We start from the raw sequence: 24,639 nt of genomic DNA, 5'->3' as shown, positions 1-24,639 counted from the left end.
AGGCGACCTGCAACGAACCGACGCGAGACTGAGAGTGTTCCGTCTAGATTGGGCTACATGCATATACGTATAAGTTCATTTATCCTGTTCGCAGCCGGACGTTGACGTGTGCATGGCGCAGTGTGCTGATGGCATCGATCTTCACTGCCAGGCAGTTTTCGAGCCTGAGCGACCTTGGCGCTCTCTCAAGCTGCGGTGGAGAGTCTCATAGACCAACGGAGCGTGCGTCATGAAGCGGCTCTTGGTCCTCGCGCTCATCCTCTTTCTGATGCCGACACCAGACGACGCGGCAGCCGCTGAATTATTCTCGGTGCGGTGCGAGGGTGGCGCGCCTGTCCGCCCGTACTTTGCAACGTTCGACGTCGATGCCAAAGCTGTCGTGTTTGAGACGCCGCCGATAGACGTCGAAACAAATTTCGGCATCACTACACGTTCTGGAGAGATCATTTCCACAAACGATGGAAAGATCGAATTCATGCTGCGCGTTCGTCCAGGTCGGATCGACCTGATCTTTGATCGCAACAAGATGATGACTTGGCCGGGACTCGACGACCCCACCTTTCGGCCGATATTAACCCATCCATGCACTGTCACGCCCCCGAGAAGCATTTTGAGCTTCCGGGTTCGCGATCCCATTGTGAATCCGATCTCTGTGCGCTGTGAAGACAAAGGCGCTGTGTACTTCACGATGGATGCAGCTTCGAAACAAGCACTCTTCGAGCGTGGCAAGGAGGGCAGAGGGTTTCGCGGTGAAGTCACCGATGCCGGCCAGGATGAAGTCACGCTATCGATGAATTTCGAGGTCCCCCGCCGGGTCGTATGGAGCAGAAGCCGCCAGACCATCACGATCGAAGGCATCGAGGGCGATGCAGCGCGACCTCGTACCGTCATGCAATGTCAGGAAATCCCGCCTCGAACCATGATGGAATTCTATAGAGACTCACAGCGGTAAGAGCCGCCTCTCACGGCGGCAACGATCCACGAAATCGAAAGAAAAAGAACGAGCGACCGAGTGTACCTTGGGCGGTCAACGAATGTTGCTGCCATCAATGGCACGGGAGCAATGAGTCGCGTCCGGGCGGAACTCAACCTGAGAAACACCACCCGTGTTTGAACAGAGGCTTTACCCTTTGAGCGGTACAATGAATCATGGCAAGGTTGGCACAGGCAATTCCAGCATCAGCAAGGATTTACGCGTCCTTCACCGTGGTCGCTGCGGCCATTCTGCTGGCGGTAGTCATATTTGACTTCCAACTGGCAGCAGCCCAGTCGTTCCCGTCGTTCGTACTTGACCCAGGCGGCTTTCCGGTTGGTCGAGATTTTCTGAACACCTGGATGGGCGGCCGATCGGCTTTTTCCGGCGGCCCTGCGGACTGGTTTGATTCCAACGTCTACATGGCTGCAATAGCGAAGGTGACCGGCATTCCCGATCTGGCACCTCTGTATTGGTCGTATCCGCCGCATCTTCTGTTCTTCATTTGGCCCTTTGGTTTGCTCGGTTTTCTGCCGTCGTACATTGTGTGGTGCGTCGCCGGGCTCGCCCTGTATGTTTGGACAGCAATATCGTGTGGCGTCGAACGAAAATACTGGCTGTTTCTGGCCGTCGCACCTGCCGTCACGGTTAACATATTCCTCGGCCAAAATGGTTTCTTGACCGCCGCGCTCTTGATCGGCGGCCTGGCAAACCTCGAGCGACGGCCGATACTCGCTGGAATTTTGTTTGGTATCCTGACTATCAAGCCGCAACTCGGACTCCTGCTTCCGATCTTGCTGGTGCTGGGAGGGCACTGGCGAGCCATTGGTTCTGCCCTCGTCACAACGGCGTTGTTTGTCGCCGCGACTGCAGCATGGTTTGGGCCGGAAATCTGGACGGAATATTGGCATAAAGTTTTGCCGCAACAGCACGAACTGCTCGACGTGGCAGGTATCATGGGCTGGCCGATCGTTGCCTCAGCCCTGATCAACGCGCGCCTTGCGGGTCTTCCGGCTGATCTGGCCTGGGTGGTGCAAGGAGCGGCGTCGGTGTGCGCCGTTGGTGCGGTGGTTTGGACATTCTGGCGCAGGCGCGATCCGGTCCTCTCACTCGCGCTCTTCGTTACCGCTACCTTCTTGTTTTCACCCTGGATCATGAACTACGACATGGTCGTATTCGGATGGATTGTCGCGCTCCTGCGTCAGCGCGGAAACGAAGCGTTCGCCGATCAGATTCTTTCGCTTGCGTTGTGGATGTTGCCTATTCTGATGTTCCCATTCGGCTTCGCGCAAATACCGATTGCTTTACTGATCCTCCCCTTGTTCGCCGCTCGTCTTCTGTGGCGGTTGTCCAATGATAAATCAAAGCAAGCCTCGTCAGTGTCGTCGCCAGCTTTAGCTTGAGTGGCGACATTTCCCATCTGGCGTCTCACCCGGTATCTGTGCCCGACCGAGCTCCTCAGCTCGTTCGCGTGAGAGCGAGCTGCGCCGATGCGGCCTCGGCACTCCGCCAGGCTGCGCAGCGACCGAGGATCAGCCCGAACACGATCAGGATCGCCGGGAAGCCGACCGGTTGCCCGAGAAACAGGAAGCTCGCAAGCAGCGCGAAGACGAGCGCCAGCGCCATCACCTCGTGGCGTGCGAAACCTTCATCGAGTCCGGCACGGATGAGGAAGGCCACCGCGATGCCCAGCACGACCAAATCGTACATGAAGAGATAGGGCGTCGTCAGCAGCGTCGCCGTCGCGAGCATCGCCGCCTTGAGGGCGTAAGGCAGCCGGCTCCGCCACACCACGACCAGCACTACAGCCACAGCCGCGGTCAACACCCACTGGAAGATCCATGCGAGCTGCTCGGTGCCGCCGACGTAGCGCACCAGCGCGAAGATGCTCTGCATCTTGAACCAGGGCGCCCTGCCTTCGGTCAGGAAGGCCTGGGAGAACATGGGGATCCAGTGGAAGAACGCCTGCCAGCTTTCGGTGCCGAAGGCGAACCAGGACATTGCAGCGATCGCAACGGTGACGATCGCGGCGGCGAACAACACGCGCCATTCGGCGGCGGCGAGCAGGACAAGCGGAAACAAGAGTCCGTATTGCGGCTTGTAGCTGAGAAGGCCGAGACAGATTCCGGCCAGCACCGGCCGCGCCGGCATCAGATAGAGCATGCCGCCGATCAGCGAGGCCGTGAGGAAACCGTTCTGCCCGACCAGGATGTTGAGGAAGGCGGCCGGAAATCCAACCGCAATCACCAGGCCCGCATTGCGCCCGATGATGGCGCGCATCACTGCGAGATAGGGCACCATGCTGAACGCGGCCCAGCCGATGAACGCCACTGCATAGGGAAATTGCGCGAGAAAGGACGCGACGAACAGGAAGGGCGGCGGATAGTGCCAGGCGAAATGGCCGACGAAATCCTGCTTGAGCAGCGCAAGCTCGACCTGCTTCTGAATGTCCCAATCCCAGGCCTGCGCGGGATGCCCATCGAGCGCCAGTCTTCCGGCCGCCCAGACATTGACGAAATCAGTGGGGATGCCGCGTCCGTCGGCGTCAAAGATCCAGAAATGGGTGAGATAGGCCGTCGGAAAATACGCCAGCGTCACGATCGCCAGCACGAAGGCGATGTTGAAGAGGATCGCAGGGACCGCACCGTGACGGCCAAAGGCAGGCGGGACGGACGAGGCTACGGCCATGCGGCTTCCTTATGCGATCATGTGAAGCGGATGCGTCCAAGCCATACACCGGAGGGGCTTGAAGGAGGCTTAAGCCTGATCGTCGAACGGCCCCGCCGAATTCCCGGGCAAAGCAAAAGAGCCCCGTCGATGACGGGGCTCTTCGCTATTCCGCTGGTCGTCCGGCCTTACTTGAGGCTGCTCGAGATCGAGTTGAACTTGGCGTTCAGCGTGGTGCCGAGATTGTTGACGACGGTGATGATCGCCAGCGCGATGCCGGCAGCGATCAGGCCGTATTCAATGGCGGTGGCGCCGGATTCATCCTTCATGAAACGCGCAACGAGGTTCTTCATAGAGTGCTCCAAATGAGTACACGAGACTACAACTGATCTGGTCTCTTCGGCTTCCCAGCGCCGCCCGACCATGGGAACGGAACGTAGAGGCAAAGAATTGCGCCGCAGTTAATTCGACTGCGTAAACACTGGGCGGATTGCGTGTATTGGCCCATGGTAAACCCAAGTTCGAAACAATCCGTTAAATTGTAACCATATGACGCCGGTCTAGCGCGGCCGGTTTACCCGAAGTTATGACCGGCGTGGTCCAATGCCGCCCGCTCGGACTGAAGCGCGACAAGATGGTGCGCACGCAGCCCTCCGGGTCCGGATCATGGCCGGACCGGCAAGAACAAACAGGACGACGAGGCGGCATGTCCCTTTCTTTCGCCAACAGCATCGCGGTGCAGGGCCGCGCGCGCGCCCTGGTGCCATTGTGCGTCGGCGCCGGCGCCTATCTGTTCTTCCTTTTCCACGGCGACACGCTGCTTCAGGATTCCGACTCGTTCTGGCAGATCAAGATCGGGCAATGGATCCTCGATCACCGTGCCATGCCCACCATCGACTTCTACTCCTTCACGCGAACGGGCGCGCCGTGGATCTCGACGTCCTGGCTGTCGCAGGTCGCGTTCGCCTTCTCGCATGCGCAATGGGGCTGGGCAGGCCCCGTCATTCTCACGGCGGCCGCCGTCGCGCTCACCGTCGCAATCTTCGTCTATCTGCTCGACGCGCATATCGGAGCCCCGCGCGCGGTGCTGTTTGCGATGCTGGCGCTGCTGCTGTCGATCCATCACGTGCTGGCGCGACCGCATATTCTGGCGCTGCCGGTCATGGTGGCGTGGGTCGGCTTGCTGATGGTGGCTGCGAACCGCAGGAGCGCGCCGTCCTGGACCTGGCTGCCGCTGATGGCGCTGTGGGCGAACCTGCACGGCGGCTTCGTGCTCGGGCTCGCGCTGATCGGCCCGATCTCGCTCGAGGCGGTCGAGCATGCGGAGAAAGGACGGCGGCTCGCCCTGTTCATGCGCTGGGTGCTGTTCGGAATCGGGGCGCTGATCGCGAGCTGCTGCACGCCTTACGGCTGGCGAACGCTGCAGGGCGCGACCAACATCCTCAGCCTCGGCGAGCTGCTGACGCTGATCCTCGAATGGATGCCGGCGAACTTCGCCACGTTCACCTCATTCGAAGGCGCCCTGCTCGCCCTGATCGCATTCGGCTATTATCGCGGCCTGGTGCTGTCGGCGCCGCGGATCTTCCTGATCCTGTTCCTGACCTGGAGCGCGCTGAGCCATGTCAGGAGCATCGACGCATTTGCGTTTCTGGTGCCGCTGGTGCTGGCCAAGCCGCTCGGCGAGATGTTCCCGCAGCCAGCGCTTGACGCCGCCGGTGCCGAAAGTTGGCCGGGCCGCACCCTCACGGCGCTCGGCGCGCTGATGATCGTGGCGGCGAGCTGGACCTCGACCTCGCTCTATCTGGGGCACCACCGCTTCACCTTCACCATGACGCAGACGCCGGTTGTGGCGGTCGACCTGCTCGAAGGGCGCAAGGTGCAGCGCGTCTTCAATGCCTACCAGTTCGGCGGCTATTTGATCTCGCGCGATATCCCCGTGTTCGTCGACGGCCGCGCCGAGCTCTACGGCGAAAAGTTCGTCATGGACTTCTTCAAGGCGACCGAGGGCAAGAAGCCCGAGCTGCTGCCGCGCCTGCTCGACGAGCACAAGATCGACGCGACGCTCCTGGTCGCCGATGCGCCGGGCCCACAGATCCTCGACCAGCTCAAGGGCTGGAAGCGGATCTATGCGGACGACATCGCCGTGATCCACGTGCGCGACAGCACAGAGGGCGCAATTGCGGCGCCTGCGAAGTGAGGACCCGCTCCGGCGCGCGCTTCGGCCTCAGCGACGCCATCAGATGGTTCCCTCAGAGCGCGAGGCCGAGCGATTTGTCCTCTACTGGATTCGCCGCAAGCCCTAGAGCGAAGCCGCGGCGGCAAGGACGTGGTTAACCGGGCTTCATCATTTCGGTCCGCCTCTCATCGCGCGCTCAAGCCGTGCTCCGGGCGATAGACCCTTAACGGTTGCGGCAAGGCGACCTTAACCACCTGCTCATAGACTTCCGCCCCTCAAACCCAGCCGGACTCCTTCATGGCGGCCAATTCCAGATCGATCCGCTACAGCCTCGTCATTCCCGTATTCAACGAGGAAGCCGTGCTGCCGGTGCTGCTGCGTCGGCTCGACCAGGTCATGTGCAAGCTCGACGGGCCGGCAGAAGCGATCTTCGTCGACGACGGCAGCAGCGATTCCAGCTCGATCGTGTTGCGGGCGCTCGCCGTGCGCGACACACGCTTTCGCTACATCGGCCTGTCGCGCAATTTCGGTCATCAGATCGCCATCACCGCCGGCATGGACGCCGCGCAAGGCGATGCCATCATCGTCATGGACGCCGACCTGCAGGACCCGCCCGAAGTGATCGAGCAGTTGATCGGAAAATGGAAGGAAGGCAACGACGTCGTTCACGCCCGCCGCCTGTCGCGCGAGGGCGAAAGCCGCTTCAAGCGTGCGACCGCGCATCTGTTCTACCGCCTGCTCGGCAAGATGTCCTCCGTCGGCATCCCCGCCGATGTCGGCGACTTCCGCTTGATCGATCGCAAGGTGCTGGACGCGCTTCGGCAGATGCCGGAGCAGGATCGCTTCGTGCGCGGCATGATCGCCTGGCTCGGCTTCCGCCAGGCCGAGGTCGCCTTCCACCGCCTCGAGCGCGCCGCGGGCGAGACCAAATATCCGCTGTTCAAGATGGTCCGGCTCGCGGTGAACGCCGCGCTCGGCTTTTCCGATCTGCCGCTGCGGCTGGCGATCTGGTGCGGCTTGACGGTCTCCGCGCTTGCGCTGCTCTACGGTGGCTGGGTAATTCTGTTATGGCTCAGCAAGGACAGCCATCTCGTGACCGGCTGGTCTTCGACGATCGTCCTCATGTCGCTGCTGTGTGGCATCAACATGCTGATGACGGGCCTCGTTGGGCTCTATGTCGGCCGCATCCATGCCGAGGTGAAACGCCGCCCGCTCTACGTGGTGCAGGCACGAATCGGCTTCGATCGCGACGAGAAGGCATCGACACAGACGATCCACGCCATCAACGAGTGACCCGGCCACGAGCGCGCCTGACCTATTGTCGCGGCGTATCTCGCCGCTTGTGCACGACCGCCACATCGTCGCCGTAGACGCGCTGCCACTGCGGCAGTCGGTCGAGCATCGCTATCGCAGGCGTCTGCGGTGCGAGCAGTGTCGCGTTGATGTTGTATTCGTCGAGCAATCGGAGGAAATCTCCGAGGTCGATCAGCGCCAGGGCGCGATTGTAGCGGTCGATGAACGGGCCGCCGTACAGTTCGGAGCGGCCGTCGATGAAGGTGGGAATGCCGGCAAAGATCAAATAGCCGCCGAAGGCGTAATCGTTGAGCACGCGCCCCGTCCCGGCCAGGTTGGCCTGAGCGATGGCAGCCTGCGGGGTGATGGCCGGAGCCGGCCGTATGTCACGCGCCAGGGCCGCCCCGCTTATCGCGACCAAGACACCGAGCGCGGCCAGATTGAGGCCGCGCGACGAGCCGGTCGCATCGATCTCGGTCGGTCCGCCGAACCTACGCCCCAGCGGGGCCGCCAGGTAAAGCGGCGCCAGCATGCCCAGCAGATCCGCATTGCGCATTTGCGCTAGCGCGAAATGCAGCAGGCCGATCACCACCAGGACCCGCACGACCGGCAGCGTCACGCCGCGCGAGAGCGCAAAGATGCCAGCCAGCAGCAGCAACTCGAAGCTGCCAATATGGCTGAAATCCTGCGGCCGCCACTCCGAGATCCAGGCGAGTGCGGGACCTGCGGCCAATGTCGTCAACGGCATCAACAATGGTTCCGGCCCGTGCGGCGTCAGGCAGGACGCGACCACCGCCAGCGCCGTGAATGGCAGCCATCGCAGCAGCACGTGCAGCCATTCGCTTCGCTTCTCACGCAGCAGCGCCTCGAGCACCGCCGGGCCAATCAGCCCAAGCGCCAGTATGCCGCTGCCGTGCAGATTGGCCCACAGCACCAGCAGCGGCAGGGCCCAATATGGCGGAGGCGAGCTGCGATCCATGCAGCGCACCAACGCGGCCGCCCAGGTCACCATCAGCGGCAGCACGAGGACATGTGGCCGCGCCAGCATGTGCGGCGCCAGCAGGACGACGGCCGCGATGACCATCAGCAACGTCAACGGCGGCGAAAGCTCCCGCAGCAGGAAGAACGTGAGCAGGCCGAAGGCGAGCGCGATCGCCGCGGCGGCGACGGCGACGACGCCCGGCCAGCCGGCCAGCGCGTAGGCGACGGCATAGATGACTTCGGACAGCCATTCGAAGGTGATCCAGGGCGCGCCGTGCTTCGAAAAGGAAAACAGGTCGCTCGTCGGCAGGGTGCCATGCGCGATGATCCAGCGTCCGAGCTCGATGTGGGAATAGCTGTCGGGATCGCCGAGCAATCGCGGGCCGATCGCCAGCAACACGGCATAGAGGCTGAGCCCCACGGCCCAGGGGAGCACTGCGCGTGCCGAAAAAGGTTGAACCGCGCTATGGGCGACTTGATCAGTCATGGCGGGCCAAAATAGGCCGCAAGCGTTAAGTTCTTCTTGAGTGTTTCGCGCATTTGCCCTGGAGCGCGGTGCGCTTCTGCCGCCCGCTTCAGGCCGCGCGCGCTGGCGCGCCCCGGGGCCAGCCAACAAAAAACGCGGCGTTTCCGCCGCGTTTTTCGATTCTCCGTTGCCGCCTGGAACTACGCCTGCGGCTGCGGCTCGAGGCCGGGATCCGGATCGGGGCGCGGACGCGGCTTGCCGGCCGGCGGCACGGCGGAGGCGCGCGGGGTGGTCGGCTCGAGCACGGACTCGCGGTTCGGCTTCTTGCCCTTGAGCAGGTCGACGATCTCGTCGCCGGTCAGCGTCTCGAACTCGAGCAGGCCCTTGGCCAGCGTCTCGAGATCGGCGCGTTTCTCGGTAAGGATGCGGGTCGCTTCCTTGTAGCCTTCCTCGACCAGGCGCTTGATCTCGGAATCGATCTTCTGGACGGTGGCTTCGGAGGCGTTCTGCGTGCGCGACACCGACATGCCGAGGAAGACCTCGTCCTGGTTCTCGCCATAGGAGACGGTGCCGAGCTCTTCGGACAGGCCCCAGCGCGTCACCATCATGCGGGCAAGGCGCGTGGCCTGCTCGATGTCGGACGCCGCGCCCGAGGTCACCTTCTCGCGGCCGAAGATCAGCTCTTCAGCGACGCGGCCGCCCATCATGATGGCAAGGCGCGAGGTCATCTGCTCGAGAGACATCGACAGCTTGTCGCGCTCGGGCAGCTGCATGACCATGCCGAGCGCACGGCCGCGCGGGATGATGGTCGCCTTGTGGATCGGATCGGTCGCGGGCACGTTGAGGCCGACGATGGCGTGGCCGCCCTCGTGATAGGCCGTCAGCAGCTTCTCTTCCTCGGTCATGACGAGCGACTTGCGCTCGGCGCCCATCATCACCTTGTCCTTGGCCTCCTCGAACTCGGCCTGCGTCACCATGCGCTTGTTGCGGCGGGCGGCGGTCAGCGCAGCCTCATTGACGAGGTTCATCAGGTCGGCGCCGGAGAAGCCCGGGGTGCCGCGCGCGATGGTCTTGAGGTTGATATCGGGCGCCAGCGGAACCTTACGAACATGCACCTTCAGGATCTGCTCGCGGCCGACGACGTCGGGGTTCGGCACCACGACCTGGCGGTCGAAGCGACCCGGACGCAGCAGCGCGGGATCGAGCACGTCGGGACGGTTGGTCGCGGCGATCAGGATCACGCCTTCGTTCGCCTCGAAGCCGTCCATCTCGACCAGCAGCTGGTTCAGCGTCTGCTCGCGCTCGTCATTGCCGCCGCCGAGGCCGGCGCCACGGTGACGACCGACGGCGTCGATTTCGTCGATGAAGATGATGCAGGGCGCGTTCTTCTTGGCCTGCTCGAACATGTCGCGGACGCGGCTCGCACCGACGCCGACGAACATCTCGACGAAGTCAGAACCGGAGATGGTGAAGAACGGCACGTTGGCTTCGCCCGCGACCGCACGCGCGATCAGGGTCTTACCGGTGCCGGGAGGGCCGACCAGCAACACGCCGCGCGGAATGCGGCCGCCGAGGCGCTGGAATTTGCCGGGGTCGCGCAGGAATTCGACGATCTCCTGCAGGTCCTGCTTGGCTTCGTCGACGCCGGCGACGTCCTCGAAGGTGACGCGGCCATGCGCCTCCGTCAGCATCTTCGCGCGCGACTTGCCGAAGCCCATCGCCTTGCCGGCGCCGCCCTGCATCTGCCGCGACAGGAAGATCCAGACGCCGATCAGCGCGATGAAGGGCAGCCAGGAGACCAGCAGCGAGACGAACCACGGCACGTTGTCGCCGGGCGGCTTCGCGGTGATCTGCACCTTGCTGTCATAGAGGCGCTTCACCAGCGTCGGGTCGTTGGGCGCGTAAGTCTGGAAGCTGGAGCCATTGGTGAAGGTGCCGTGGATGTCCGGCCCCTGGATCACGACGTCGCGCACATTGCCGCGGTCAACTTCGCTCAGCAGCTGCGAGAAGGCGATGTCCTGCGAGGAGGCCCGCTGACCCGGATTCTGGAAGAGCGTGAACAACGCCAACAGCAGCAAGACAATGATGACCCAGAGGGCGAAATTGCGCAGATTGGCGTTCATCGATCTTCCTTCGTGGTCGCGCGGATCGCGGCCCTGATCCTTGGGTCGTTACATTCCGTCAATGCGAGGAAATCCCAAGGAATCCTCTTCGTTAGACGCATACAATTTAGGTGCCGCCCCGGTCGCTGCCAAGGGAACGAGATGGGACTATTTATCCCATCTTAGCGCGATTCCCGCTGAAATCATGGCGTCCGAACCCGGGTTTTTACTGCCTGGTTAAAGTGGCCTGACGGCGTGGACGCGAATTGACCGGTGTCATGATCCGCTCTCTTCGCGCTCATTGCCCTTGCGCCGCCGGGCCGGCGCCGCCGCGATCTGGATACGCCCGCCGGCAAGGCTGATCAAGGCTCCCGCGAGGGTCAGCTTCAGGACCGGCCGGCCATTTGCGGCGGCACGGGGGCCGGTGATCGCCCGATCAAGCACGGACATCAGGGTTTCGACCTTGCCGAGTTCCGCCGGACCTTCATGGCCGAGCGCGTTGATGGCCCGCAGCAAGAGCCGCAGCCGCACCTCCTCCGGCAGGGCTGCAAAGGCCGAGGCCTCGAAGCTCCGGACGCCCGCCTGCGGCGCATCGCCGCGATCCCGCAAGCGGAGGAAGCGCTCGGCGCCGTCGGCGAGCACCTCGACCGCCGCATTGGCCCGCGCCAGCCTTGCCGCGAGCCGCGCCAGATTTCTGGCGTCGCCGCCCTCGGCCGCGAGGAGCGGCAGCAGCGCGCGCAGCCGCGGCCGTGTGAAGGCGGTGTCCCGGTTGGTGGGGTCCTCGGCAAAGCCGATCCTCGCCCGCCGCAATGTCGCGATCAGCTGCGATTTCGCGACATCGAGCAACGGACGCGCCAGCACGATTCCGTCGCGCTCGGTGAACGGAGCCATGGCCGAGAGCCCGGCAAGTCCGCTGCCGCGGAACAGGCGCATCAACAGGGTCTCGGCCTGATCGTCGCGGGTGTGGGCCGTCAGCACGTGGCTCGCGCCGGCGGCACGCGCGGCCTGTGCGAGCAGGCGATAGCGGGCCTCGCGCGCGGCGGCAGGCAACCCCGTCTTCGGCCTTGCGCCGCGCCAGCGCAGGGTCCGGTGCGGCAATCCGAGCGCGGCGGCGAGCCGCTTGACCTCGCGCGCCTCGCTGGCGGCTTCCGGGCGCAGGCCGTGATCGATCGTGACGACGGTGAGAAGCGGACCGCGCGCAAGGCTGCGCCGCCAACGCGCCGCAAGCCACATCAGCGCAACCGAGTCGGGCCCGCCGGAGACCGCGAGCACCAGGGCCGGCGCATCTCTCAGGCCCGCGAACAGCCGCCTCGCCTCGCGCGCCGAGATCGGTGAATTGTCGTCGTCTGACATGACGCTGCAATCATCCGCGGATGGACCGAATGTTTAGCGCAACGCCATCCGCTTTGTCAGCGGATCAGCACTTCACCCGCTTCTGCTCGCGATCGACGGTGGCTTTGACGCTCGCCGAGGCGCGGGGATATTTGCGGCCGATCTCGCCGAAGGCGGCGCAGGCGGCCTCCTTCTCCTTCAGCGCGGCGAGCGACTGGCCGAGCCGCAGCAGCGCATCCGGCGCCTTGGCCGATTTCTCGTATTTGGTGGTGACGGCGAGGAAGGCTTCGGCGGAATCGCGATATTGCTGGCGCTGGAAATAGCTCTCGCCGAGCCAGTATTGCGCGTCGCCGACCAGCGGGTCGCTCGGGAATTTCTGCGTGAAGTTCTTCATGGTCTGCTCGGCGAGCGCGTAGTCCTTGCGCTGCATGTAGCCGATGCCGAGGTCGAACTCGTCGCGCGGCGTCGCGGACGGCGGCAGGGTGGCCAAAGCAGCACCACCGGCCGGCGCGGGATAGCCCGATTGTGCCGGCGGATAGCCGGGCTGCGCGGCCGGCGGCACACCCTGCTGGTAGCGGGGGGTGGTGTTGGCGAGATCGAGCGGCTCGCCCGCGTTGCGGCCGCCGCCAGGCGTGACCGCCGGCATCGGCTGCTGCCCGCCGCCGAGCGCACGTGGCGCACCGGGCGCATTCGGGTTCTGGTTGGGGTCGAAGGCATCGCCGCGGCGGCGCGTGCCGGGTGCGCCGGGCGCCGGCTGCTCCTGAATGATCGGCGCGGGCGCGGCGATCTGCGGCTGCTCGTAAGCAGGCTGCGCGGCCTGCTGTTGCGACGGCTGGCGATAGCCGGGCGCGACCTGACCCGGTGCAATCTGGCTCGGTGCGATCTGCGCGGGCGGCATCGCCGCGACGTTGGGTGCCTGGCCGGGTGCGCCTTGCGCGCCGCCCTCGAGCGCCCGCAGGCGCTCCTCGAGCTGGCGATTGCGATATTGCAGCTCCTCGTTCTGGCCGGTGAGCTGGCGCAGCCGGTTCTCCAGCCGCTCGATCCGCATCTCCGGGTCGGCGTCTTCCGACTGCCCGTAGGCCGATTGCGGGAGTGCGGGCGAGCACAAGGAGAGCAGCGCGGCGGTGGCCACGGTGCCGGTAAAGACCTTAAATCTGGATGACATCTTGCCCTGATGACGAAAGCGAAATGGCCTGCGACGGAACCCTCGACGCGCCACACATTGAAGTGGAGTACGCCAAAAATGTGACTGATACCAAGGGGTTTTCAGTCACAGAATGCTGAAACGAAACCGGCGCCCGAGAGGGCGCCGGCATCATCCAATTGCAAAGCTGAACGGCACCTGACTGACCGCCGAGGACCTGATCGTCAGGAGCTTGCGTTCAAGACGGTGACCGCGCGGCGGTTCTGCGACCAGCAGGAGATGTCGTTACAGACGGCGACCGGCCGCTCCTTGCCGTAGGAGATCGTGCGCATGCGGTTAGGATCGATGCCGCGCGAGGCGAGGAACGAACGCACCGACTGAGCACGGCGGGCGCCGAGCGCGATGTTGTATTCGCGGGTGCCACGCTCGTCGGCATGGCCTTCGATGGTGAAGGAATAGCGCGGATAGGTCTGCAGCCATTGCGCCTGCTTCTCCAGGGTCACGATCGCCTGCGGGGTCAGATCGGTCTGGTCGCTTTCGAAGAACACGCGGTCGCCGACGTTAACGACGAAGTCCTGCTGGCTGCCCGGCGTCGCCGCATTGGCCATCGCATCCGTCGTGGCATTCTTGTTGGCGCAGGCGCCCATCGACAGCGCGACGGCGAGCACCGCGGCCAGCTTCAATCCCTGGAGGATACGCATAGGATGTTTCATTCCGGAGCCTCCACGCTCACGTTAGTCCACTGCTGTCCGGTCTACAGGGGGTTGGTTAAGCGAACGTTCCGTCAACCTTGACGGAACCTTGCCTCAGCCGGTCAAATGCCCCCAACCAGCGAAAAGCAAACCTCATGGTTAATGGGTTGTAAATGTGGCGCGAGGGTGAAGGCAAGCCGGTCATGATCAAAACACCGTCCCGCCAGGATCGACCCCGGCGGCCGGGCGGCTGAAGCCGCTTGCGGACTGCAGGGTTCAGGCCTGCGCAGCCGCGCCGGCAACGAGAACCGGCCGCGATGGGGCAATCCGGGGGGTGCTACGTTCGAACAGCATCCGCCGCTCGAACGCACTCGATCGCATGATGGGGAAACGCGTGAGGATCTTTTCCCGGACTCTAGGATAATCCGAGGCCATCAGGACGGCTTTCTTGGTCGGCCAGCCCGGAAATGAACGCGGCTCGGTGAGAGTCTCGGACAGGAACACGCGGCGGTAGAACGCCTGATGATCGGTGCGCACCATCGAGAGTCCGACATCGGCATTGAAGTGCTCGCAGGCGACGAAAGGAAGCCGCACGGTCAGATAAGGCAGTTCGGGGAACCGCTGCTGCATTTCCGGATCAGCGACGAATCGACAGGGGTCGATGAATACCTCGCCCCGGTCCAGGCGGGGATGCAGCACGTCACCGAACACCTCGGTCGTGTAGGACATCCGCCATTCGAATGTCAGAACGTGGATGCGGACGGCACTGCAGAGTTCGTTGTCGACGTAGACTCCGAAATTCCAGACGTTGGGCGCGTCGTCGAAACGGTCGGTCACCTGCTTGGATTCCGACGGCGGAATCAGCCCGGCGTGCAAATAGGCTTGGTAACGCATCCGATGGAGGCGATCCTTGTCCTCTTCCGTTTCGATGAGCCGATAATCGACACGCTCAAACAGCGCGGCTCCGCGTGGAACAAGCGCCGTTTGCGGTTCGGCCCCGGACTTCATCGATAACCCCTACGCTGCAAGCAACTTCTACGAGTGAGTACAAGTTAATAGTTCCTTAAAGAAATTGCAAAGCGTTAGAAACGTTAGGGTTAACCTTTTGCGCCCCGTAAAAACACCGAGAAGAAGAACCTTTGTGAAGTCGGAAGGGAGGTCAGGCGATCGATCGCGCCGAAGCTGCGAGGGACTGATCGTTGCTGCCGCGAACGCCGTAAGAGGCATTGAGCAGTTGACGAATGCGTACGGCAGGGACAGGCCGGCTGAACAGGTATCCCTGCGCTTCGGTTACCGTCCCGTCGGCGTTGATGAGCTCGAGTTGCTCGTTGGATTCGATTCCTTCCACCACCACCGACATACCGAGGTCGGCGGATAGCCGCGCCACGCCCCGCAGCAGCGTCAGCGGACGGTCCGAGTCGATGCCTTCCAGGAAAGAGCGGTCGATCTTCACCTTCTGCATGGGGAAGTTGTGCAAATAGCTGAGGCTGGAATAGCCGGTGCCGAAATCGTCCAGCGAGATGCGCACGCCAAGCGCGTGCAATTGCGACAGGATGTCGTGCGTCAGCTGGGTGTTACGCAACAGCGAGGACTCGGTGATCTCGATCTCGAGCCGATGCGCCGGCAGGCCCGACACTTCGAGGGCATAGCGGATTTCACTCAGGACGTCGCGCTGGTGGAATTGCTGCGGCGAGAAGTTGACGGCGACGCTGACGCCTTCCGGCCACTTCATGCATTCCACGCAGGCGCGGCGCAGGATCCAGCGGCCGAGATCGACGATCAGGCCCATGTCCTCGGCGACCGGGATGATGTCGATCGGCGACACCGTCCCCCGCACCGGATGATTCCAGCGCAGCAACGCCTCGCAGGTGGTGATCTTGCCGGACTTCAGATTGACCAGCGGCTGATAGAACAGCTCGAACTCCTCGTTGGCGAGCGCCTTGCGCAGGTCGAGCTCGAGGATTCGGCGGGCCTCGACGGTCGCCGCCATCTCGTCGCGGAAGAAGCAGAAGGTGCCGCGACCATCGGCCTTGGCACGGTACAGCGCCATGTCGGCGTTCTTGAGCAGCGTGTCGGCGCTGGTGCCATCCGGCGACGTCAGCGCAATGCCGACGCTGGCGCCGATCTCGACCAGGTGATTGTCGATGCGATAGCGCTCGCTCAGCCGCTCGACGATGCGGCGGGCGAGCGCCGCCGCATCCTCCGGCGAAGCGAGGTTCTGCTGGAATACGACGAACTCGTCGCCGCCGAAACGGGCGACGAAATCTTCGGGCCGCAGCATCTCGCGCAGGCGGTTGGCCACCGCACACAGGAGCTGGTCGCCGCAGGGATGGCCGAGCGTGTCGTTGACCTGCTTGAACTGGTCCAGATCGACGAACAGCAGTGCGGAGAGCCGCTCGGCATGATGCGCGCTCGCCAGCAGTCGCTCGATCTCGTCGCGGAAGCTGACGCGGTTCGGTAGCGCCGTGAGATCGTCGAAGCGGGCCAGATGGCTGATCCTGGCCTCCGCCGTGCGCCGCTCCGTAATGTCCTCGAGCAGCACCACCGCACCGCCGTCAGCCATCGGCTGGACGGTCCATGACAGCGAACGGTTCCTTTGTGGATCGGGGTCGGCGGTGACGATCTCTTTCGCATGCGCGTTTTCGATATCGGCAATGATCGCCGCGCCGCTCGCGGCCGAAATCGCCCCCCCTTCGACGCATGAGGCGACGATGTCGCGCGCAGTCGTGCTGCTCTGGGCGAGATTGTCCGGCAGGTTCATCATGGCGGCGAAGCGGTGGTTCATCACCGCGAGCTGGCCGTCGATGCGAAACATGCAGAGCCCGTGCGGCATGTTGTTGAGCGCCGTGTCGAACTGGCCGGCGAGTGCGGCCTCGCGTTCGCGCGCCACCACAGCGCGCAAGAATATCTTGTGCAGATTGCCCGACAGACGCATGACCGAAAGGAGGAACGCGGCGCACACGACGGACATCGCGACGTAATAGGGCGTGCGGTGCAGCGCCAGCGCGATCACGGCCGGTCCGAAGATCAGAGTGGCTTGCAGACGAAATATCGATTGTCGTCCATAAGCTCTCCCGGCCCCTCCCGCCACGATTCCGGTGGTGACCGAGAGCGCAATCATGTGAGCGATGGCGTCCTCATTGCTCAACAGCGTCGTGGAACACCAGAGACCAATCACGGCAGCCTGAATGAGCGCGCCGATTTGGTAACGCGTCTGCCAACGCGCCGCTTGTTCTGCGCTCAGAACCGATTTTTGGGCCTGGTACCGGCTGAGATCGTAGGCGCGGATAGCTCCGGCAAGAATGAGAAGCGGAACAAAGCCCCAAAGCAGCATCTGTCCGGTCTTGAGCGCCGTCAGCGAGGCCGAAAACGCCGAGAAGACAATGCCCGTCAGCACCGTGCCGGGAGCTTCGAACAGCGAATCGGTCAGCGCCGCCGAAATGGTCGGCGAGGCCGGGTCAGGCTCTCCGCTCTGGCTTGCGAACTGCATTTGGTTTGTACGCGCGTCCTGTTTGCCGCGTACTTTTACCCACTCCAGGTGAAGCTTTTCTGAGGGAACATCGTTAAAGTCAGGTTGTTTTTCGGCAATAGCGAAATGATTTCCGCTGATATTTCAAGCAGGTAGGCAAGTCTTGCCGAGGCACAAGGTGAAGGAAGTGTTGCACCTGTAGAGAACGCGGAAAAATCGGTGCGGTTTTTCGAAAACATCGCGCGTCTGAACGCGCGATGTTTCAGCTGCGATATCGTCAGCCCGACGTCGAGGACAACAGCGGCGACCATGCCGGGTCTGAGGCAAAGCCCGGCGTCGGCACCTTCAATTCGTTGCGGCCGGAGATGTCGACCGAGTACAGCGAGGGCCCGCCGTTGCCGCCGGGATCGCGGAAGAACATCAGCACGCGGCCGTTCGGCGAGAAGGTCGGGCCCTCGTTGTGGAAGCCGGAGGTGAGCAGCCGCTCGCCGGAGCCGTCCGGCTTCATGACGCCGATTGCGAACTGCCCGCCGCCCTGCCGGGTGAAGGCGATGTAGTCGCCCTTCGGCGACCACACCGGTGTCGAATAGCTGGCGTTAGTGTCGTCCTTGGAGAAGGAGATGCGCTGCGCCTGTCCGCCGCCCGCACTCATCACGTAGATCTGCGACCTGCCGCCGCGATCGGACTCGAAGCAGATGCGGCTGCCGTCGGGCGAATAGGACGGCGAAGTGTCGATCGCCGGCGTGTCGGTGAGACGCGTGGTCGAGCGCGAGCGCAGATCCATCACGAACAGGTTGGAATTGCCGCCCTGCTGCAGGCTCATGATGACGCGCTGGCCATCCGGCGAGAAGCGCGGCGCAAACGTCATGCCGGGGAAATTGCCGACGATCTCGCGCTGGCCGGTCTCGATATTGTAGAGATAGACCTTCGGATCACCCTGGCCGAACTCCATATAGGTGATCTCTTGCGAGTTCGGCGAGAAGCGCGGTGTCAGCACGAGGTCGGAGCCGCGGGTCAGATAGCGCACATTGGCGCCGTCCTGGTCCATGATCGCGAGCCGCTTGACGCGGCGCTCCTTCGGCCCGGTCTCGTCCACGAACACGACGCGGCTGTCGAAATAGCCCTTCTCGCCGGTCATGCGCTCGTAGATCTGGTCGGAGATGATGTGGGCGATACGGCGCCAATATTCCGGCGAGGTGAAATATTGCTGGCCGGCGAGCTGCTGGCCGGAGATGACGTCCCACAAACGGAATTCGGCCTTGAGGCGGCCGTCGGGCTGCCGCGTCATGCGACCGGTGACAAGGGCCTGCGCGTTGAGGGTCTTCCAGTTCTGGAATTGCGGCGCGACGTCCATGTTGCTGATGCGCTCGATGAAGGCGGCCTGGTCGATCGGCGCGAACAGGCCCGAACGCTTCAGATTGTTGGTGATGACCTGCGTGACGCCGTTGCCGACGTCGCCGTCGGACGGCGAGCCGGGCAGGAAATTGGTGATCGCGATCGGGATCGGCTGGAAAGCCGTGGGATCGATGCGCAGGCGCCCCTCCTGCCCTTGAGCGAAAGCGCGTCCACTCCCGAGCATCGCGAGCGTCGATCCGGTCAGGGTCATGAAGCGGCGGCGGTTCATCGATCGGACGTCATTCATCGCAAAATTCTTTTGTTCGGATGTCACAACATATCTTTCAGGCCGAAAGTCATCGGAATGAGCTTCCAGCTCTCGTACTGCTGCTTCGGCATGAAGGAATAGACCTGGCACTGCACGATGGCACGCTTGGCGCTCTCCGCCACGGCCTGTGCGATCGACCGCGACGGTCCACGCACTGCGACGACGATCGGCTCGGAGGCGAGCGAACCGTCGATCTTCATGGGAATGTCGATGTCGGCCTCGTACTGATCGGCATCCTGCCCGTTATAGGTGGGGGTGAAGCAGCGCTTGACGGCGCCCTGGAATGCACCGCGCCAGGTCGCAACGTTGTTGGCGGCCGTCCCGGTTGCCGCTCCCAGCGAGGCCGATGCGTTCAGCGTCGAGCCGGCGAGCTCGTGCCGCGTCGCGGCGCGCTTGTCGAGGTCGCGCTGGATCTGCGCGGGATCGAAGGTGCGCTCCTTGGGCTTGGGCTGCTGCTGCGGCTGCACCGCCGCGACCTTCTGCTCCACGGGCTTCGGCGGCGGCTTCTTGGTCTCGAGCTTCTTCTGCAGCTCGGCGATCGGATCTTCCTTGGCCGGATCAGGCTTCTTGTCCTGCGGCTTCGGCTCTTCCTTCGGCTTGGCCTCGGCGACGGGCTTGGGCGGCTCGGGCTTCTTTTCCACCGGCTTCTCGACGGGTTTCGGCGGCGGCTCCGGCTGCGAATTGGTCTTGATCAGCTCTTTCTTCTCGGTGACCTTGCCGACGGCGTCTTCCTCGGGCTTGGCTTCGGCGATCTTCTCGACCTTCGGCTTCGGCTCTTCCTTCTTGCCGGCCTTCTGCCCCGCCATCATCTTGGCGAGCTGGTCGGTAGTGATGATGTCGACCGGAAGCGACTCCTCAGGCGCGACATAGGCTTTGCTGCTGAAGGTGACGAGCCCCCATCCCAGCACGAGGACATGCAGGGCAATCGACGCAACGAGTGTCTTGTCGACGTTCACCTTCACGGCCTCAAGACCCCTGATCCGCTTCCGTGACGAGCGCCAGCTTCTTGAATCCGGCGCCAGAGAGCTGTCCCATCACCTTGGCCACGGTGCCGTAATCCGCCTTCTTGTCGGCGCGCAGGTAGATGCGCTCCTCGAGGCCGCCGCGCGCATCGGTGATCGCCTTCAGCTTCGGGATCAACTCGTTCAGCGCGATCTCGGCGTCGTTGATGAACACCTTGCCCTTGATGTCGACCGACATCTGGATCGGCTTCTGGTCGTTGTTCTCGAGGCTCTTGGCCTGGGTCTGGGGCAGGTCGAGCGGCACGCCGACCGTCAACATCGGTGCCGACACCATGAAGATGATGAGCAGCACCAGCATGACGTCAACCATCGGCGTGACGTTGATCTCGGCCACGACCGGCTTGCGCCGGCCGCGGCGCCCGCCGCCGCCGGACGAACTCGCAACGTTCATGGCCATGATCGCGTGCCCAAATTGCCCTTCACAGTAGAGCCAATTCCGTTCCGATGAAATCGGAACGGGGCTCTAGATTCTTGCCTTGACGCGTTTTCTTTACGCGAACCGGTATCCACTTCGCTCGAAAACGCTCCATACATGCCGTCCGTCAGCCCCGCTCGTCGATCTGACGAGACAAGATGGCCGAAAATTCATCAGCGAAACCCTCGAGCCGCTGGGCCTGCCGGTTCACCTCGGAGGTGAACTTATTGTAGAAAATAGTGGCAGGAATGGCGGCGATAAGGCCGACGGCGGTCGCAAACAGCGCCTCGGCGATGCCGGGGGCGACCACCGCCAGAGAGGTATTTTTCGAGGCCGCGATCGACTGGAAGCTCGACATGATGCCCCAGACCGTGCCGAACAGGCCGACGAAGGGGCCGGCGGAGCCGACGGTCGCCAGCACCAAAAGGCGCCGTTCCAGCCGCTCGACCTCGCGGGCGATCGAGACGTTCATCACCTTGTCGATGCGCATCTGAAGCCCTGCGACCGAGCGGGCATGGCTCTCGAACGAGCGCTTCCACTCGCGCATCGCCGCCACGAAGCAGGCCGCCATGGAATGCGTCGGCTTGGCCGAGAGCGTGCGATAGAGCTCCTCGATCGACTCGCCGGACCAGAACGCCTGTTCGAACCGGTCCATCGAGCGGCGGGTGCGCGCGTAAAGAAAGATCTTGTCGATGGCGATCGCCCAGACCCAGACCGAGCAGGCCAGAAGTCCCAGCATCACCGCTTTCACGATCCAGTGAGCCTGCCAGAACAGCGCAATCAGCGACACGTCGGCGGAGGCAGCAACCGGAAGGGCTGACTGAGCCAATTCGGCCGGATTCATAAGCAGTATCCTCTCAAGGCGATCGTTACCTAATGTCCTTCGGCCAGCAAATCGCGGCCGGTGTTCCCGAGCAGCCGCGCTGGACCCGCGCGGCGGGCAAGCCCGCTCAAAGCCTTGTCTTTCTGGGGGTGCAGGGCTCGTCCAAAGGATCTTCCAAAGCCGGCCGCCTGCATTCCCCGCCAACATGTCAAAACTAAGGGCCTTTGGCCCCGGGCCTTGACGTCGGGCTCCGGGCACGCCTGTCCCGCCTTACCAGAGCCCGCCGATGGTTAATGCGAGGTTACCGGCGGCGCTTTTGGCTGCGGGAAACCCAGGCCGTGCAGGGAGATGGCCCGGTCCCGGACCAGGGGCGGGGCCCGAGGAACCTGCTCTCGCGCCAAAAATTGTCCGGAAAATCACTCTCAGCGAGGTCCCGCCATGTCCATCAACCCCAAGACGACCGCCGCGGTCGGCGATCACCCGCTCCACCCCATGCTGATCCCCTTCCCCGTCGCGTTCCTGGTCGGCGCCCCCATCGCCGATCTCGCCTTCATCGGAACCGGCGACGGTTTCTGGGCACGCGCCGCGATGTGGCTGATCGGCGCCGGCATCGTCATGGCGCTGGTTGCCGCGGCGGCCGGCTTCACCGACTTCTTCAGCGAGCCGCGCATCCGCCGCCTGAATGATGCCTGGTACCACATGGTCGGCAATCTCACGGCGGTGGTGCTGGCCCTGGTCAATTTCTATCTCCGCTACGCCCAAGGCGCGGAGGCGACGATCAAGCCCTGGGGCGTCGTGCTGTCCCTGGTCGTGGTCGGCATCCTCCTGTTCACGGGATGGAAAGGCTGGGAGATGGTCTATCGCCACCACGTCGCGGTGCTGGATGCGCCGGGCCAGACCAGCTCGGAGCCGGTGAACCCGCATCATGGCGGCGAAAGCCGCCGCCGCGCCGCCTGAGCGACAGTCAAGCTGACGAAGCCGGCGCAAGGCAATTGGTGAGCCGCGCGGGATTGCCGATTGCGGTGCAGCCGCCAGGCACGTCACCGGTCACGACAGTCCCGGCGCCGATCTTGGCGAAATCGCCGATCTCGATGTCGCCGAGGATGGTCGCGCCGGAGCCAATGAACACGCCGCGACCGATGCGAGGCGAGCGCATCGGCAGGTCGCCATGGCGTCCGATGCTGACGTTCTGAAGGATGGTGACCTCGTCGCCGATGACAACATTGGCACCGATCACGATGCCGGTGGCATGGTCGAGATACACCGACGAGCCGAGGCTCGCGGCCGGATGAATGCTGACCTGCAGGACGTTCGAAGCCTCGTTCTGCAGCAGCAGCGCCGCATCGCGATGGTCATGACGCCATAGCCAGTGCGAGACGCGCCAGGACTGCAGCGCGACATAGCCCTTGAAGTGCAGCAGCGGCGGCAACAGTCCGGCGATGGCGGGATCACGGAGCACGATGGCGCGCAGGTCGCTGCCTGCCGCTTCGACCAGATCCGGCTGGCCGCGAAAGGCATCGCGGGAAAACGTCGTGAAACGCTCGCGATCGGCGGCGCTGCCGCCCAGCCGACGCCCGATCAGATCGGCCAAGGCAGCGGTAAAATCGTCATGGGCAAGGATGGCATCGGCGAGAGCCTTGCCGAAGATGGGATCCGCCGCTGCTGCGCGCCGCGCCTCGCCGCGTATCTCCTGCCAGAGGATGTCGCTCGCCATGATCGCAGTCTCCGCCCGCATTGCCGCCTGCGGTGTTTTGACGCTTGCTTCTCATAGACGAATATAGGACCCAGACAGCCGACGCGCCAATTGACGTCGGTGACACGCGCGGTCGTCGAGCGCCCTGCTCCCCGTGAGGCTACGAGCTTGCTTGCCGGAGAGCCGCGCCCATATAGTCCGTAAGTCTTTCGGCCGAAACCCGCGGTGGTCTGCCATCCGCGGGTTTTTCGTACCCGCCTGCTGTCAAGCTGCCGGATCCAATTCCGAATCCACGTCATCCGAGGTCACGCTGAATATATGTCGACCAATGCCCCCGCCGACGACCACCACCACGACGACATCATGTATCCATCCGCCCTGCCGTTCCTGCTGGTCCATCTCGGCTGCCTTGCGGCAATCTGGTCGGGCGTCACCTGGCAGGCGGTCGCGATCTGCGTCTCACTCTATTGCTTGCGAATGTTCGCGATCGGCGCGGGCTACCATCGCTATTTCTCGCATCGGGCGTTTGCGACGAGCCGGGTGTTTCAGTTCATCCTGGCCTGCCTTGCGCAAAGCAGCGCGCAGAAGAGCGTGTTGTGGTGGGCGGCCAAGCATCGCCACCATCACCTGCATTCCGACACCGAGAACGACGTGCATTCGCCGCGTCACCGCGGCTTCGTCTACAGCCATCTCGGCTGGATCTTTTACCGGCAGCACGACGCAACCGACCTCGTGAAGGTCGGCGATCTCGCCGCCTATCCCGAGCTGATGTGGCTGCATCGGCTGGAGCTGCTGCCGGCGTTCGTGCTGGCCGGGCTCTGCTTCCTGATTGCTGGCTGGTCCGGTCTCGTCGTCGGCTTTCTCTGGAGCACGGTGCTGCTCTATCACGCGACCTTCTGTATCAACTCTCTCGCCCATGTCCATGGGCGCAAGCGCTACGTGACCGGCGATGATTCCCGCAACAACTGGCTGCTGGCGTTGTTCACGCTGGGTGAAGGCTGGCACAACAACCACCACGCCTACCAGAGCAGCGTGCGACAGGGCTTTCGCTGGTGGGAAGTCGACGTGACCTATTACATCCTGACGCTGCTATCGTGGATCGGCGTCGTCTGGAACATGAAGGCACCGCCCGAACAGGTGCTGCGCAACGAGCAGCCGCTCGGCGCGCGGGTCATCCAGCGGGCGGCCCGCGAGCTCGCCGGACGGTTCGATGCGCAGACCCTGGCGCATGCGATCTCGTCGGCACGCCGCCGCGCCGATCTCGCCCAGTTGCAGCTGCCGACGCTGCACGACATCCTCAATCGCGCGCATGAAGGTGTCGACGCGTTGACGCATCTGCATCTGCCGAAGATCCCGACACGCGAGGAGTTTCTCGCGGAGGCCAAGGCGATGTTCGCGCGAACGCGATCACTCAACGAGATCGTCGACCACGCCTACGACCACTTCCTGGCGTCGGTTCGCACGCAGCTCGCGGCGACCTGAACCATCGCGCCCATTCAAAGGAAGAACTGCCCAGATTCAACCGTTGTGGATCGAGCTGAACTTCAGCCGGCCCTCCATTGGGGAACCGATAACCACCGGCACGAAGGCTCGAAACCAATCGGACAGCGCTGTCGCGCGCTCTTGGGAGACATGCAAGACGCGCTTTGCTTCTGCGGTCACTTGTCAGTTTCGCGCGAGCATAGCCAAAAAGCCAAACCGCCCGCCTGCGGGTTGCGCGGACGGGCG

At 63.6% G+C, this 24,639-nt stretch carries 21 protein-coding genes; 6 read left to right on the top strand and 15 right to left on the bottom strand.

All coding sequences use genetic code 11. The features are described 5' to 3' along the window. Nucleotides 1-229 precede the first annotated feature (229 nt). Together HZZ16_RS09340 and HZZ16_RS09335 are read left to right on the top strand one after the other, a co-directional pair. Complete coding sequence (locus tag HZZ16_RS09340; RefSeq protein WP_197948180.1) at nucleotides 230-952, top strand: hypothetical protein; 723 nt, start codon at nucleotides 230-232, stop codon at nucleotides 950-952. A gap of 197 nt (nucleotides 953-1,149) precedes the next feature. Next, a complete protein-coding gene (locus HZZ16_RS09335; protein WP_197948179.1) occupies nucleotides 1,150-2,376 on the top strand; it encodes a glycosyltransferase family 87 protein in 1,227 nt (408 codons plus the stop codon). A gap of 55 nt (nucleotides 2,377-2,431) precedes the next feature. On the opposite strand, the gene HZZ16_RS09330 is transcribed toward HZZ16_RS09335, so the two are convergent. After that, nucleotides 2,432-3,661, bottom strand: a complete 1,230-nt coding sequence (locus HZZ16_RS09330) for a glycosyltransferase family 87 protein (RefSeq protein ID WP_197948178.1) — start codon at nucleotides 3,659-3,661, stop codon at nucleotides 2,432-2,434. Nucleotides 3,662-3,828: 167 nt separating this feature from the next. Continuing rightward, nucleotides 3,829-3,993, bottom strand: a complete 165-nt coding sequence (locus HZZ16_RS09325) for a Flp family type IVb pilin (protein ID WP_197948177.1) — start codon at nucleotides 3,991-3,993, stop codon at nucleotides 3,829-3,831. 353 nt (nucleotides 3,994-4,346) lie between these two features. Here HZZ16_RS09325 and HZZ16_RS09320 point away from each other — a divergent pair, with 353 nt between their 5' ends. Both HZZ16_RS09320 and HZZ16_RS09315 read left to right on the top strand, forming a co-directional pair. Then, nucleotides 4,347-5,837 carry a hypothetical protein gene (locus HZZ16_RS09320; protein WP_197948176.1) on the top strand — a complete coding sequence of 497 codons (1,491 nt, stop codon included), beginning with the start codon at nucleotides 4,347-4,349 and terminating at the stop codon, nucleotides 5,835-5,837. A 276-nt stretch (nucleotides 5,838-6,113) separates the two neighbouring features. Then, complete coding sequence (locus tag HZZ16_RS09315; protein ID WP_197948175.1) at nucleotides 6,114-7,109, top strand: glycosyltransferase family 2 protein; 996 nt, start codon at nucleotides 6,114-6,116, stop codon at nucleotides 7,107-7,109. A 22-nt stretch (nucleotides 7,110-7,131) separates the two neighbouring features. On the opposite strand, the gene HZZ16_RS09310 is transcribed toward HZZ16_RS09315, so the two are convergent. From HZZ16_RS09310 to tolQ, 12 genes are all read right to left on the bottom strand, one after another. Further along, entirely contained in the window at nucleotides 7,132-8,577 is a 1,446-nt protein-coding gene (locus tag HZZ16_RS09310; RefSeq protein ID WP_197948174.1) for a hypothetical protein, read from the bottom strand. A gap of 179 nt (nucleotides 8,578-8,756) precedes the next feature. Beyond that, complete coding sequence (gene ftsH, locus HZZ16_RS09305; RefSeq protein ID WP_035998585.1) at nucleotides 8,757-10,679, bottom strand: ATP-dependent zinc metalloprotease FtsH; 1,923 nt, start codon at nucleotides 10,677-10,679, stop codon at nucleotides 8,757-8,759. 255 nt (nucleotides 10,680-10,934) lie between these two features. After that, nucleotides 10,935-12,011, bottom strand: coding sequence for a tRNA lysidine(34) synthetase TilS (tilS, locus tag HZZ16_RS09300; protein WP_197948173.1), 1,077 nt, complete (start codon nucleotides 12,009-12,011; stop codon nucleotides 10,935-10,937). 64 nt (nucleotides 12,012-12,075) lie between these two features. Next, nucleotides 12,076-13,155, bottom strand: a complete 1,080-nt coding sequence (gene ybgF, locus HZZ16_RS09295) for a tol-pal system protein YbgF (protein ID WP_197948172.1) — start codon at nucleotides 13,153-13,155, stop codon at nucleotides 12,076-12,078. Between the two features lie 203 nt (nucleotides 13,156-13,358). Further along, nucleotides 13,359-13,847 carry a peptidoglycan-associated lipoprotein Pal gene (gene pal / locus HZZ16_RS09290; RefSeq protein ID WP_197948171.1) on the bottom strand — a complete coding sequence of 163 codons (489 nt, stop codon included), beginning with the start codon at nucleotides 13,845-13,847 and terminating at the stop codon, nucleotides 13,359-13,361. 255 nt (nucleotides 13,848-14,102) lie between these two features. After that, on the bottom strand, nucleotides 14,103-14,834 hold the full coding sequence (locus HZZ16_RS09285; protein ID WP_197948170.1) for an N-acyl amino acid synthase FeeM domain-containing protein: 732 nt from the start codon (nucleotides 14,832-14,834) through the stop codon (nucleotides 14,103-14,105). 151 nt (nucleotides 14,835-14,985) lie between these two features. After that, a complete protein-coding gene (locus HZZ16_RS09280; RefSeq protein ID WP_197948169.1) occupies nucleotides 14,986-17,316 on the bottom strand; it encodes a putative bifunctional diguanylate cyclase/phosphodiesterase in 2,331 nt (776 codons plus the stop codon). Between the two features lie 35 nt (nucleotides 17,317-17,351). Beyond that, entirely contained in the window at nucleotides 17,352-17,606 is a 255-nt protein-coding gene (locus HZZ16_RS09275) for a hypothetical protein (protein ID WP_197948168.1), read from the bottom strand. Next, nucleotides 17,573-18,919, bottom strand: coding sequence for a Tol-Pal system beta propeller repeat protein TolB (gene tolB / locus HZZ16_RS09270; protein ID WP_197948317.1), 1,347 nt, complete (start codon nucleotides 18,917-18,919; stop codon nucleotides 17,573-17,575). Before tolB ends, HZZ16_RS09275 begins: the two co-directional genes overlap by 34 nt. Before the next feature lie 41 nt (nucleotides 18,920-18,960). Continuing rightward, a complete protein-coding gene (gene tolA, locus HZZ16_RS09265) occupies nucleotides 18,961-19,920 on the bottom strand; it encodes a cell envelope integrity protein TolA (RefSeq protein WP_197948167.1) in 960 nt (319 codons plus the stop codon). Between the two features lie 4 nt (nucleotides 19,921-19,924). Further along, nucleotides 19,925-20,377, bottom strand: a complete 453-nt coding sequence (tolR, locus tag HZZ16_RS09260) for a protein TolR (RefSeq protein WP_197948166.1) — start codon at nucleotides 20,375-20,377, stop codon at nucleotides 19,925-19,927. Nucleotides 20,378-20,522: 145 nt separating this feature from the next. After that, entirely contained in the window at nucleotides 20,523-21,239 is a 717-nt protein-coding gene (tolQ, locus tag HZZ16_RS09255) for a protein TolQ (RefSeq protein ID WP_008546343.1), read from the bottom strand. Between the two features lie 417 nt (nucleotides 21,240-21,656). On the opposite strand from tolQ, the gene HZZ16_RS09250 reads away from it, so the two are divergent. Further along, the gene (locus HZZ16_RS09250; protein ID WP_197948165.1) at nucleotides 21,657-22,175 is read left to right on the top strand and encodes a DUF2231 domain-containing protein; all 519 of its coding nucleotides are present in this window, start codon (nucleotides 21,657-21,659) and stop codon (nucleotides 22,173-22,175) included. Nucleotides 22,176-22,182: 7 nt separating this feature from the next. On the opposite strand, the gene HZZ16_RS09245 is transcribed toward HZZ16_RS09250, so the two are convergent. Further along, complete coding sequence (locus tag HZZ16_RS09245) at nucleotides 22,183-22,932, bottom strand: serine acetyltransferase domain-containing protein (RefSeq protein WP_376707559.1); 750 nt, start codon at nucleotides 22,930-22,932, stop codon at nucleotides 22,183-22,185. A 297-nt stretch (nucleotides 22,933-23,229) separates the two neighbouring features. Between HZZ16_RS09245 and HZZ16_RS09240 the strand changes: the two genes are divergently transcribed. Continuing rightward, nucleotides 23,230-24,393: an acyl-CoA desaturase gene (locus HZZ16_RS09240; protein WP_197948163.1), complete on the top strand. Its 1,164-nt coding sequence runs from the start codon at nucleotides 23,230-23,232 to the stop codon at nucleotides 24,391-24,393. Nucleotides 24,394-24,639 lie beyond the last annotated feature (246 nt).

The organism is Bradyrhizobium glycinis, assembly GCF_016031655.1.
Lineage (GTDB): Bacteria > Pseudomonadota > Alphaproteobacteria > Rhizobiales > Xanthobacteraceae > Bradyrhizobium > Bradyrhizobium glycinis.
Note: the sequence above shows the minus strand (reverse complement) of the source record. Positions and strands in the feature narration are given on the sequence as shown.